Below are 12855 nucleotides of genomic sequence, written 5' to 3'. Positions count from 1 at the left end.
CGTGCACCTGCCGCTGTCCGCCGAGGCCCAGGCCGAGGCGCGGATCCTGATGCTCTCGACCAACAACATCCTCAAGCCGTCGGACGGCCGTCCGGTGACCATGCCGACCCAGGACATGATCATCGGTCTGTTCTTCCTCACCACCGACCGTGAGGGTCAGCCGGGTGAGGGCCGGGCGTTCGCGTCGCCGGCCGAGGCGATCATGGCGTTCGACCGGGGTGAGATCTCGCTGCAGAGCAAGGTCAAGATCCGGTTCACCGACATCGTGCCGCCGCTCGAGCTCGGCGCCGACTGGGAGGCCGGCCAGGCGATCACCCTGGAGACCACCCTCGGTCGCGCGCTGTTCAACGAGACCCTGCCCGCCGACTACCCGTACGTGAACTACGAGGTCGGCAAGAAGGCCCTCGGTGCGATCGTCAACGACCTGGCCGAGCGCTACACCAAGGTCGAGGTCGCCGCGTCGCTCGACGCGCTCAAGGACACCGGCTTCCGGTGGGCCACGTTCTCCGGCGTCACCGTGTCGATCGACGACGTGACGACCCCGGCGAACAAGGCCGACATCCTGTCGGGCTACGAGGCTCAGGCCGCGAAGGTCCAGAAGCAGTTCGAGCGCGGCCTGGTCACCGACGAGGAGCGCCGTCAGGAGCTCATCGAGATCTGGACCCAGGCCTCCAACGAGGTCGGGAAGGCGATGGAGGGCAACTTCGACCGCGCCAACCCGATCTACATGATGGTCGACTCGGGCGCCTCCGGAAACATGAACCAGATCCGGCAGGTCGCCGCCATGCGTGGCCTCGTGGCGAACCCGAAGGGCGAGATCATCCCGCGCCCGATCAAGTCGAACTTCCGCGAGGGCCTGACGGTCCTGGAGTACTTCATCGCGACCCACGGTGCCCGCAAGGGCCTGGCCGACACCGCACTGCGGACCGCCGACTCGGGCTACCTGACCCGTCGTCTGGTGGACGTCTCCCAGGACGTCATCATCCGCGAGGACGACTGTGGCACCGAGCGCGGTCTGCCCAAGCGGATCGGTGAGCGCCGTGAGGACGGCGTCGTGGTCAAGGCCGAGAACGCCGAGACCGCGGCGTACGCCCGCACCTCGGCGGTCGACGTGGCCCACCCCGAGACCGGCGAGGTCCTGGTCGCGGCGGGCGAGGACCTCGGCGACGTCAAGATCGGCGAGCTCATCGCGGCCGGCGTCGAGGAGGTCAAGGTCCGCTCCGTGCTGACCTGTGACGCCCGCACCGGCACCTGCGCGAAGTGCTACGGCCGCTCGCTGGCCACCGGCTTCCACACCGGTGGTGTGGCCTCGGCCGACGACATCACGCAGGGTCTGCCCCGTGTGGTCGAGCTCTTCGAGGCCCGTTCGCCCAAGGGTCGTTCGCCGATCTCGGAGGCGGCCGGTCGGGTCACCATCGAGGAGAGCGACAAGGCGCGCAAGGTCCTCATCACGCCCGACGACGGCTCCGAGGTCCAGGAGTACCCCGTCTCGAAGCGGTCCCGCCTGCTCGTCGCGGACGGCGACCACATCGAGGTCGGCCAGATGATCACGGTCGGTACCCCCGACCCGCAGGACGTCCTGCGGATCCTCGGTGTGCGCCGGGCGCAGGAGCACCTGGTGGACGAGGTCCAGGCCGTGTACCGCTCGCAGGGTGTGTCGATCCACGACAAGCACATCGAGATCATCGTGCGGCAGATGCTGCGCCGGATCACGGTGATCGAGTCCGGTGACACCAACCTGCTCCCGTCCGACCTGGTCGACCGGGTGCGGTTCGAGGAGGAGAACCGGCGCGTGGTCTCCGAGGGCGGCAAGCCGGCCTCGGGTCGTCCGGTCCTCATGGGCATCACCAAGGCCTCGCTGGCGACCGAGTCGTGGCTCTCGGCGGCCTCCTTCCAGGAGACCACCCGGGTGCTCACCGACGCGGCGATCCACGGTCGCAGCGACTCGCTGCGCGGCCTGAAGGAGAACGTGATCATCGGCAAGCTGATCCCGGCCGGTACCGGCCTCGAGCGGTACCGCAACATCCGGGTGGAGCCCACCGAGGAGGCCCGCGCGGCGGCGTACTCCGTCACCGGCTACGACTCCTACGACTACGAGTTCGGCAACGGCACCGGCCAGGCCGTCGCCCTGGACGACTTCGACTTCGGGTCGTACCAGAACTGATCTAGTCAGTCAGCGCAGGACCCCCGCCCCCTGTGGGCGGGGGTCCTGTGCGCTTCCGGCCCTATGTCACGCGCCGACTCGGCGCTCCGGGGATCACTCGGTGGCCAGGCGGCCGTCGTGGAGGTCGAGGACCCGGTCGGCGTACACCGCCATCCGCGGGTCGTGGGTGGAGACGACGGCGGCCACGCCCCGCTGGTGCACGAGGGCCGCGATCAGCGACATCATCGCCTCGGCGTTGACGCTGTCGAGCTGGCCGGTGGGCTCGTCCGCGATCAGCAGGCTCGGGTCGTTGGCGAGGGACCGGGCGATGCCCAGCCGCTGCTGCTGGCCGCCGGAGAGCTCGGCCGGGCGTTGGTTGGCATGGGCCGCGAGGCCCACGACCTCCAGGAGCTCGGCGACGCGGGCCTCGCGATCGGCGGCGGGAACACCGCGGATGCGCAGCGGGAGCTCGACGTTCTCGGCAGCCGAGAGAACGGGGAGCAGCGCGAAGGACTGGAACACGTAGCCGATGCGGTGGCGTCGCAGCTCGGTCAGCTCGGCCTCGGACGCGGCGGTCACCTCGCTCTCGCCGAGCCACACCCGCCCCGAGGTCGGACGGTCGAGGCCGCCGAGCAGGTTGAGGAGCGTGGTCTTGCCCGAGCCCGACGGGCCCCGGAGCACGAGCAGCTCGCCGGCCGGGACCGCGAGCGAGACCTGCCGGAGCGCGTGCACGGCGGTGTCGCCGGCACCGTAGGTGCGGGTGAGGTCCTCGCAGCGCAGCGCGAGCGGCTGGTCCGCGGTGGAGCTCAGGAGGTGGGTCACGACGGGGTCTCCTCGCCGGTGGTGGGGTGGACCTTGACGTGGTCGGTGTCCAGCTCCAGCCGGACGAGGTCCTTCAACGACAGCGAGGTGAGGTACTCCTGCGGCAGCTGGAGCCGGCCGACCCGGTCGAGGACGGCGTACTCCTCGGCGTGGTGGCGCTCCACGCCGTGCTCGTCGAGGCGGGTGCTGCGCAGCACCTCGGTCGAGAGCCGCCCGTCGCGGATCTGCACCGTCCGGCGCACCTGCTGGGAGACCCGCTGGTCGTGGGTCACGATCAGCACGGTCACGCCCAGGCGCTCGTTGACGTCGCGCAACGCGTCGAACACGCCCTGGGAGCTGGCCTCGTCGAGCTCGCCGGTCGGCTCGTCGGCGAAGAGGACCTCGGGTGCGTTGGCCAGCGCGACGGCGATCGCCACCCGTTGCTGCTGGCCACCCGACATCTGGGCGGGTGGGCGGTCCCGGACACTCGCGACGCCGAGCAGGTCGAGGAGCTCGTCGACCCGAGCCGTCCGCCCGCGGCGCGGCGAGCGGGCGACCGCGAGCGCCATCGCGACGTTCTCCGCGGCCGTGAGGTAGGGCAGGAGGTTGCGCGCGGTCTGCTGCCAGACGAAGCCCACGGTGTGGCGACGGTACGCCGTGCGCTCGCGCGACCCCATCGAGAGCAGGTCGTGGCCCGCGACCCGGGCCGAGCCGGCGCTCGGGACGTCGAGCCCGGAGAGGATCGTGAGCAGGGTCGACTTCCCCGACCCGGACGCGCCGACGATCGCCGTGAGCTCACCGCGGTCGACACGCAGCGTGAGGCCCTGCAGCGCCTGCACCTCGACACCTTCGGCGGAGAAGATCCGCACCAGGTCGGTGCACTCGATCTGTGCTGGCTGTGCGTTCAACGTTCCCCCATCTTCACGGTGGCGGCGGGCGCCACCCGGCGTCCGACCGCGACGGCAACGAGACCGGCGAGGACCGCGACCGCGACGAACGCCCCCACGCCGGCGAGCACGAGCGCAGGCTCGACCACGGGTGCGGGCGGCGTCCTGCCGCCGACGAAGGGCCGCAGGTCGAGCGCATCGGTGACGACGCGCGGCAGGGCGAGCCCCACCGCGGTGCCGACGACCACGGCGACGACGGCGATCGGCCCCAGCTCCCACGCGACCACGCCGCGCAGCTGTGGCCGCGACATCCCGAGGATGCGCAGGACGCCGATCAGCTGCTGGCGGGAGCGGGCGGCCGCGAGCGAGGCCAGCACGACGGTCACGAGCGTGAGCAGCAGAGCGGCGAGCGCCGCGACCAGGAGTGCCGGCTGGAGCCCGCCGACCAGCGGGGAGGACCGCGCCAGGTCGAGCTCGTCCGCGACGTCGGCCACCTCGACGGCCACGCCGTCCCGGCCCGCGATCGCGGCGGCCCGATCGGCGACGTCGCTGCTGTCGGACCCGGCGGCCACCCGGACGAGCAGCTGCTCGCGCTTCCCGTCCCCGCGCGCCACCCGCGGAGGCAGTGCGGACTCGTCGACGAGCACCCACCGACTCTCGAGGCCGGGGAGCAGCTCACGGGCGACGATCCCGGTCAGCTCGGCCGGCCTCCCGTCGAGGGTGACGTCACCGGTGTGCTCCGCACGGTCGGTGCCGAGCAGCAGGGACAGCCCGGGGCCGCCGGCCAACGAGGGCAGGTCGGGCCGCACGGCGTGGAGGGCGTCGGTGTCGGCCACGACCACGTCGACGTGAGCGGTGCGCCCGAGGTCGAGCTCGACCCCCGAGCGGACGGAGAGCCGGACGACCTCGTCGACCCCGGAGAGCCGACGTACGGCGTCCACGTCGCGCTCGTCGAACCCGGTGGCCGAGAGCCGGACGTCGGCACCGACCGTCTCGCGCGCCGAGTCCTCCAACCCGGACCGGACCGTGGAGGCCATCACCGCCGAGAAGGTGACGACCGCGAGACCGACGACGAGTGCCAGCGCGGCCGCGAAGCCCAGTGCGGGCTGGCGCACAGCCCGCGCGGTGCCGAGGACCGCCACGGCGCCGCGACGCGATCGCAGGGAGCGCTGCAGCAACGAGAGCGGCCAGGGGTAGATGCGCAGTGCGGCGACGCAGACCGCCGTCACCAGGAGGATCGGCGCGGCCACCACGAGGGGGTCGATGCCGACCGCGCGGCTCGACTCGACGACGCCGCGGCGGTCCAGCGTGACCAGCGAGAGGGCCGCGAGGGCGGTGACGCCGACCTCGAGCACCCAGCGCACCCGACTGCGGGTGCGCACCTGCAGGTCCTGGCGCGGCTCACGCAGCGCACGCGTGCTGGTGAGAACTCCGAAGAGCGCCGGGACCAGAGCGGCGACCGCCCAGGGAAGCGCCCGACCGACCGGGCCGACGGCCGCAGGCGCGAGGGAGGCGACGGCCCAGATGGCGAACGCCGACACGGGAAGCGCGACCAGCACGCCCTCGAGCACCATCACGCCCCGCACCTGGACCTCGCCGGCGCCGCGCGCAGAGGCAAGGGCGAGCGCGGGGCGGCGGCGGGCCACGATCGTCTGCACCCCGAGCGCGAAGACCGCACCGAGCACGCCGGCGAGGCCGGAGAACGCGAGGGCGAACAGCGCGTACGTCGCGTCGATGCGGTCGCTCGTGCGCTCGACGACATCGGCGAGCCCGGTGCGCAGTCCCAGCCGGCCACCCTCGGGCAGGTCGACGGGCGTGCTCGCGAGCCTGCGGGCCTGGGGCACGAGCGCGTCGGCCTCGCTGTAGGACACCCGCGAGCCGTCGACGGGGAGCCACCCCGTGAGCGTCCCGGAGGCCAGGAGCTCCTCGAGCGCGCGGGCCGAGTCGGGCTCGACCAGCACCGTGCCGGTGACGGTGGGCGGGAAGTCGGGCGACGACGGCATCGTGACCGTGGGGGTCACCAGGTCCCCGGCGTGGGCGGCGTACCCGCCTTCGGGGTCAACGACGTCGACGATCGCGGTCACCAGCAGCCTCCCCGGCTCGGCGGAAAGCCGGTCGCCGACGTGCAGACCGGCGCGGTCGGCCAGGGCTCGGGGCACGGCGATGCCGATCGGGCCGTGCCCGTCGTACGTCGGGGGCAGCTCGCCCTCGACCGGCCGGGCCAGCTCCTGCCACGAGAGGTCGATGCCGAGGCGGACGTGGAGGTCGACGTCCGCGCCCGGCGGAGCCGTCGCGCCCACGGCCGGCGTGCGCACCAGCCAGCTCGGGTCGCCCACCAGGTCCTGCAGCGGCAGCGGCAGCGCCTGGCGGATGTTGCCGATGACCAGGGCGGCGTGCGCGTAAGGCCCGTCGAGCCCCTGCGCGTACGCCTGCGCGCCGGGCTGGCCGACGCCCGCCAGGTCGAGCTGCGTGGCCGACGTCGTCTCCAGGGCGTGCCGGAGCTCCCGGTCACCGAGGCGGGCGAGGGCGCGAGGCGCGAGGGCCACACCGGCGACCGTCACGCCGACGAGGAGCGCCACGAGGATCGAGGCACGCACCCCGGTGGACAGGTGGCGTTGGAGGAGTCCGGGTGCGCCCGTCCGGGACCGGCGCGTCATCGCTCGCCCACCGGTCCGCCGGCCTCCCGCGCGGCGACGCCGACGCGCCAGGAGTACGCCGCGACGCCGGCCGCCAGGCCACCGAGCAGCAGCACGGCTCCGGCCAGCAGCCCCGGGAGGTCGATGCCCAGGTCGGTCGCGATCGTCGGGTAGGGCTCGGGCACGGCCGCTCGGGCCAGCTGCGGAACGACCAGCAGCGCGACAGCGATGCCGGCCACCACGCCCGCGACCAGGCCGAAGGCGACGGTCCATGCGAGCTCCCGCCCGCGGAGCCGCCGCTGGCCGCGCACCGAGAGACCCAGGGCCCGGAGCACCGCGACGTCGCCTCGTCGCGAGCGCAGCTGGCCCCGTGCGACGGTGTCGAGCGCGAGCAGCGCCAGCAGGCCACAGCCGGCCGCGCCCCACCACCACATGAGGGAGCCGGTCTCGAGCACCGAGCGGCCGGCGGCGTCGGTGGCGGTGTCGATCGTGCTGTTGGCCGGCAGCAGGCGCCGCAGCTCGGCCGTCACGGCCTCGGGGTCAGGCGTGGCCACCCAGAGGTCGGTGGGGGCAGCCACGACCTCCTGGTCGTAGAGCAGGGCCTGGTTGACCGCGCGGAGGTCGACGATCGCCGCGGCCTCCTCGGGAGCTCCGGGCACGGCCGGCACGACGGCCGACACCGTGGTGTGCAGCTGCTCGTAGGTGCCGTCGATCGCGACCTCGACGGCGTCGCCGACCCCCAGGTCGAGGCCGTCCGCGAGGGTCCGGGAGAGGACGACCGGGACGCCGGGGCCGTCGGGACCCCCGGGTGCGAACGACGGGCTGAGGCGGACCTGGCGCACCGAGGGGTCGAGGAGGACGTCCCCCGAGGGCGCCTTCGGCCCGGGCGCGAGCGGGAGCTCCACGTCGCCTGGGAGCTGGGCGGTCCAGGTCTCGTCCTCCAGGGCGACCTCGCCCTCGTGGCCCGTCGTCGCGATGCCCACCAGACCGACGCGCGCCGGGTCCTTGCTCGCTCGTGCGGGCGCGTCGACGTCCAGGTCGACGGCGACGATCGTGCTCGGGCCTTCGAGGCCCGAGACGTCCGGCGGCAGGGGAGCGGTGTAGGTCAGCGTGCCCGCCGCCGAGTGCCGGGCGGGGTCGAGGGGGACGCTGCGCAGCGCGCCGGCCGGGTCGGCCACCACCAGCGTGACCCGGGGTGGGGTGGCCAGGCCGGCCGCCTCCAGCACGACGCGGACAGCGGTGGCGCCGGGGGGCAGCTCTGGTGCCGACGTACGGCTCGTGAGCGCCTCGGCGACCCGGTGCCGCTCGGCGGCGTCGGAGAACCCGCGACCGAGCACGTCCAGGGCAGCCGGACTGACCGCCAGCAGGGAGCCGAGCTCGCCACCGAGCTGCACCCCGACGGGGGCGACAGCGGTGACCTCCGGCAGATCGGCGATCGCGTCGAGCGTGGAGGCGGTCGGGCCGGGGTCGCCGGTCGAGACGCGGACGTCGGCCCCGGCACGCAGCTGCCGGGTCGTGTCGAACCCGTCGGCCCACGTGCGGCTGTACGACGCGGCGCTGACCAACGTCGCGACGGCGATCGCGACGACGAGCACAGGTGCGGTCACCGGGACCAGCCGGCGGGCGAGGTGACGAGCCGCCAGGAGACGGGTGACGTCGGCATCGGCGCCGCCGGCCCGACGCTCGGCGAGCGTGGCCGTGGCCGGGAACAGCGTCAGGGCCACGAGCACCACGGCGACGAGCAGTGCGGCGGGGGCGGCCACGGCCACCGGGTCCACGGCGGGGGCCCCGTCAGCCCCCACCGTGACCGGGGACCCGTAGGACCGCAGCTGCCAGACGGAGAGCGCCGCCCCGGCCGCGACCAGCACGACCAGGCCGGGACCGACCAGCCGGCCGGCGCGGCCGGTCGGTCCGCGCCAGGCGTGCGACTCAGCGCTCCGGCGGACCTGCGCGGCGGCAAGGGTGGATCCGGCCGCCGCCACCGCGGCGACGGCGATCGCCCCTGCGACCACGATGGTCCGCCACGGCGACCGCCCCGGGTCGAGCACCGCGGCGCCCGTGGCCGCGGCGGTGGCGCCGACGATGCCGCCGAGAGCGGCCGCGGCCGCCGTCTCGATCGCCGCCGACCGGGACAGCGCGGCCGACGACGCGCCTCGGGCCCACAGCAGGGACAGCTCCTGGGCGTGCGTGGCGGCGAACAGCCGGGCCAGCGCCGCCAGCGTCACCAGGCCGACCACCGCGAGGAGCAGGAGCACGACCGGCTCCACCGAGCGGAGCCCGTCGGTCCGCAGCGCCACCTCGTGGGCGACGTCCGGCAGCCGGCCGTCGACCTGCAGGCTCTCGGCCCCGTCCACGCGGCCGGCCCAGTCGAAGGCCAGCCGGTTGCGAGCAGCGGTGACGGCGTCGAGGTCGGCGGCGGTCACGTCGTCGAGGTCGAGCACGAGCGTCCAGCGCGCCCGGGGCTCGGCCTCGAGCTCCGGCCACCGGCTCTCGTCGACGACGACGGGCCCGAACCGGCCATCGTCGCTGCCCACCTCCACCTGAGGGTCGCCCAGCCAGAGCGGGTCCAGGTGGTCGCGTGCCCGCCAGGTGCCGGACACGTGGACGCGTACGCCCCCGAGGACGGCCTCCGTCCCTGGTTGCAGACCCAGCTCGTCCGCTGCGTCGGCCTGGACGACCACGTCGCCCTCGTCGGCACCCCACGCACCCGCGACGAGGTCGGCACGCGTGGGCAGGTCGCCGAGGCTCACGACGCTCACCGCGCGCTGCTCGCCCGACCCGCCGGCCGAGCGCGGCACGGTCACGATGGCCTCCCCGGCGACGCTGCGGTCCACCGTCAACGGGGCGGACAGGCCCGCCAACGAGTCGGCCAGCGCGGCACGCACCTGGGCGTCCTGGCGCGCCGGGTCGTCGCCGAGGATGAGGGAGACCCGCAGCGCCAGGTCGGCGCCGGCGTGCTGGGAGGCCACCGCCCGAGCACCGTCGTCGACGGCGGACTCGACCTGGGCCACGACCGCCACTGCGATCCCGCACACGAGCATCGCGGCGCCGAGGAACGCCGCGAGGAGGGGCCCGTGGACCCGAGTCCGTCTAGTGCCGAGCAAGCAGGCCCCCGCGATCTTCGATCACTCCGACAGCCTGAGGGTAGATCCGATCCGCCGTCATGGGAACGCTCACATCCGTCGATGCGCGGGTGCGGCAACTTCGCGGTCGCCCCCGGCATCCCAGGAGCATGAAGAAGACGCTGCACACGACTCTCGCACTGGCCGCCCTCGCGGCCGGCCTCCTCGTTCCCGCGAGCACCGCCCAGGCCACCACCCACGCCGGCGCCCGCACCACCACCCAGGTCATCGGGCGCTGCACCAACGCCGAGCTGCGCGCGTCGTACCACGCGACCGATGCGGCCATGAGCCACCGGTACGGCCGGATCGTGCTGACGAACGTCTCCGACCACGCGTGCCGCACGGGTGGCTTCGGCGGCCTGTCGTACGTCGGCGGTGGCGACGGCACCCAGGTCGGGGCGGCCGCCGAGCGCACCCCCAGCAGGGTCCGTTCGATCCTGGTGCATCCCGGTCAGAAGGTCGTCAGCGCCGTCTCGGAGGTCGACGCGACCGTCTACTCGCGGCACCGGTGCCGTCCGGCCGAGGTCGACGGGTTCCGGGTCTACCTGCCCGACGAGACGGCCTCGCAGTACGTCGAGCACCCCACGACGGGATGCCGCAACACGAGGGTTCACCTCCTGAGCCACAAGGCTTACCGTCGACCATGAGCGAAACCCCCCAGGGTGCAGACGACCAGCCACCTGACCAGGACGTCGAGGCCGAGCGGCGCGAGCGGCTCGACCCTGACAACCGCCCCGACGAGGCGGAGGTCGACAACACCGACCGCGACTTCGATGTGGAGCGCGGCATGTTCACCGACTCCGAGGGCTACGACGAGGCCGAGCCGCGCTTCCCTCCCGAGGGCGAGCAGGGCGCCTAGTCATGCCCTAGGAGTCTGCTGAACAATCCGCGCGGCTGCGCGACGACCGGTGGAGCGTTGGCGGCGTTCACCTCGGTCGACGTGGCCCGCCACGCCTTCCCTCGGCAGCCTTGCCACCGCACGCACCGGACGCCGCTCGCGTTCGCCCGTCTCGTTCAGCAGACTCCGAGGAGCCGGACCCTCGATTCCCCTCCCAGGCACCCCGCCTGAAAGAATGTGAGGCGTGAGCATTCCCGCGCAGACCGACGTCCTCGTCGTGGGCGCCGGCCCTGCCGGGTCCGCGGCTGCCGCCTGGGCGGCGCGCGCCGGACTCGATGTGGTGCTGGCCGATGCGGCCGTCTTCCCCCGCGACAAGACGTGTGGCGACGGGCTCACCCCGCGCGCGATCGGCGAGCTGCAGCGGCTCGGGCTCGAGGACTGGCTGCGGGCGCACACGGTCAACCAGGGCCTGCGCGCCCACGGCTTCGGCCAGACCCTGCACCTGCCGTGGCCCGGCGGGACGCTGCCCGACTGGGGCTCCGCCGTAGCCCGCACCGAGCTCGACGACCACCTGCGCACCACCGCGATCAAGGCGGGCGCGGTCGCGGTCGACGGCATGCGGGCCGTCGACGTACACCGCGACGGCGACCGGGTCAGCGCCGTGGTCTTCAAGACCGCCACGGGCACCGAGGAGATCGCGTGCCGCCGGCTGGTCGTCGCGGACGGGGTGCGCAGCCCGCTGGGCAAGGTCCTCGGCCGCGAGTGGCACCGCGAGACCGTCTACGGTGTCGCCGGCCGTTCGTACGTGACCTCGGCGCGGTCCGACGACCCGTGGATCAGCTCCCACCTCGAGCTGCGCGGCCAGGACGGGAAGGTGCTGTCCGGCTACGGCTGGATCTTCCCGCTGGGCACCGGCGAGGTGAACGTCGGCGTCGGCACGCTGGCGACGGCCAAGCGGCCCGCCGACATCGCGATCAAGCCGCTGATGGCGCACTACGCCGACCAGCGGCGCGAGGAGTTCCGGCTCTCCGGTGAGCTGCGGATGCCGACCTCGGCCCTGCTGCCGATGGGCGGCGCGGTCTCCCACGTCGCCGGCGCCAACTGGGCGCTGGTCGGCGACGCGGCGGCCTGCGTCAACCCGCTCAACGGCGAGGGCATCGACTACGGCCTCGAGACGGGGCGGCTGGTCGCCGAGCTGCTCGCCGAGCGCACCGACCGGGCGAGCCTGGAGTCGGTGTGGCCGGCGTTGCTGCGCGAGCACTACGGCGAGTCGTTCTCGATCGCCCGTCGCCTGGCCGGCCTGGTCACCGTGCCCAAGCTGCTGCCGACCCTCGGTCCGGCCGGCATGCGCTCGGACTGGCTGATGACCCTGGCGCTGCGGTGGATGGGCAACCTGGTGACCGACGAGGACCGCGACCGCGCTGCGCGCGTCTGGCGCTGGGCGGGGCGCCGCTCGATCGCGCTGGACGACCGCCCGCCGTTCGGCTGAGGCGAGCTGTGGCCGGGCTTCCCAAGCGGCAGCGGGTGGCGGCGTACGCCGTCATCATCCGTGACGGCCGCATCCTCCTCAGCCGCCTGTCTCCGAGCATCACCTCCGAGGAGCTGTGGACGCTGCCCGGTGGGGGTCTCGACCACGGGGAGGACCCCCGTGACGCGGTCATCCGGGAGATCTACGAGGAGACCGGGCTGCACGCGGTCGTCGGCGAGACGGCCCGGGTCTACTCCGCCCACCTCCCGGGGGTGTGGCGTGACGGCCGTCGGGTCGACGCCCACGCGCTGCGCATCGTCTACGACGGCTGGGTGCCGATCGATGCGCCCGAGCCGCGGGTGGTCGAGGTGGACGGCTCCACGGTCGAGGCCGCCTGGAAGCCGACCGCGGACGTGGTGGACGGGGCCGTCCCGGTGGTGCCGATGGTGCTCGAGGCGGTCGCCGACCACCGGCCGTTCCGTCACCAGCGACTGGGTGCCTACGCATTGATCGAGCGTGACGACGCGGTGCTGCTGGTGCGGATCTCCGACCGTGGCTTCCACACCGGATCGTGGACGCTCCCCGGTGGGGGCGTCGACCACGGCGAGGCTCCGCGCACCGCCGTGGTCCGCGAGGTGCGCGAGGAGGCGGGCGTGGAGTGCGAGGTCGGGGAGCTGGTCGCCGTGCACGACGACCACTTCAGCGGCACCGCCCCGTCCGGGCGCTACGAGGACTTCCACGCGGTGGCCATGGTGTTCGCCGCCGAGGTGCCTGCCGACGCCGACCCGCACCTCTCGGAGCAGGGCGGGACCTCGGCGGAGGTGGCCTGGGTCCCGAGGGCGCGGGTCCTCAGCGGCGAGGTGCCGGTGCTCGATCTCGTCCTCGAGGCGCTCCGGGCCCGCTGATCAGGCCGAGGTGCTCAGGCCGAGGTGCTCAGGCCGAGGTGCTCAGGCCGAGGTG

8 protein-coding genes and 1 pseudogene are annotated in these 12855 nt (G+C 74.0%); 5 read left to right on the top strand and 4 right to left on the bottom strand.

The features are described 5' to 3' along the window. Positions 1-2164: pseudogene (locus Q0L15_RS02950) on the top strand (DNA-directed RNA polymerase subunit beta'); the annotation flags it as partial. A 93-nt stretch (positions 2165-2257) separates the two neighbouring features. Here the strand turns inward: Q0L15_RS02950 and Q0L15_RS02945 are convergent. The 4 genes from Q0L15_RS02945 to Q0L15_RS02930 are packed head-to-tail and all read right to left on the bottom strand — an operon-like array spanning position 2258 to position 9571. Then, the gene (locus Q0L15_RS02945) at positions 2258-2965 is read right to left on the bottom strand and encodes an ABC transporter ATP-binding protein (protein ID WP_296602126.1); all 708 of its coding nucleotides are present in this window, start codon (positions 2963-2965) and stop codon (positions 2258-2260) included. Next, positions 2962-3852: an ABC transporter ATP-binding protein gene (locus tag Q0L15_RS02940; protein ID WP_296602124.1), complete on the bottom strand. Its 891-nt coding sequence runs from the start codon at positions 3850-3852 to the stop codon at positions 2962-2964. The genes Q0L15_RS02945 and Q0L15_RS02940 overlap by 4 nt, the downstream gene beginning before the upstream one ends. Continuing rightward, complete coding sequence (locus Q0L15_RS02935; RefSeq protein ID WP_296602122.1) at positions 3849-6488, bottom strand: FtsX-like permease family protein; 2640 nt, start codon at positions 6486-6488, stop codon at positions 3849-3851. The genes Q0L15_RS02940 and Q0L15_RS02935 overlap by 4 nt, the downstream gene beginning before the upstream one ends. After that, entirely contained in the window at positions 6485-9571 is a 3087-nt protein-coding gene (locus tag Q0L15_RS02930) for a hypothetical protein (protein WP_296602120.1), read from the bottom strand. The genes Q0L15_RS02935 and Q0L15_RS02930 overlap by 4 nt, the downstream gene beginning before the upstream one ends. Positions 9572-9699: 128 nt before the next feature. Between Q0L15_RS02930 and Q0L15_RS02925 the strand changes: the two genes are divergently transcribed. From Q0L15_RS02925 to Q0L15_RS02910, 4 genes are all read left to right on the top strand, one after another. Next, positions 9700-10236, top strand: a complete 537-nt coding sequence (locus Q0L15_RS02925; RefSeq protein WP_296602118.1) for a DUF4232 domain-containing protein — start codon at positions 9700-9702, stop codon at positions 10234-10236. Further along, on the top strand, positions 10233-10448 hold the full coding sequence (locus tag Q0L15_RS02920; RefSeq protein WP_296602117.1) for a hypothetical protein: 216 nt from the start codon (positions 10233-10235) through the stop codon (positions 10446-10448). The genes Q0L15_RS02925 and Q0L15_RS02920 overlap by 4 nt, the downstream gene beginning before the upstream one ends. A gap of 223 nt (positions 10449-10671) precedes the next feature. Beyond that, positions 10672-11916, top strand: coding sequence for a geranylgeranyl reductase family protein (locus Q0L15_RS02915; protein ID WP_296602115.1), 1245 nt, complete (start codon positions 10672-10674; stop codon positions 11914-11916). 8 nt (positions 11917-11924) lie between these two features. Continuing rightward, on the top strand, positions 11925-12800 hold the full coding sequence (locus tag Q0L15_RS02910) for an NUDIX domain-containing protein (protein WP_296602113.1): 876 nt from the start codon (positions 11925-11927) through the stop codon (positions 12798-12800). The last annotated feature ends 55 nt before the right edge of the window (positions 12801-12855 follow it).

Origin of the sequence: Nocardioides sp., assembly GCF_024509035.1 — a bacterium.
In the GTDB taxonomy this organism is placed as follows: Bacteria; Actinomycetota; Actinomycetes; order Propionibacteriales; family Nocardioidaceae; genus Nocardioides.
Note: the sequence above shows the minus strand (reverse complement) of the source record. Positions and strands in the feature narration are given on the sequence as shown.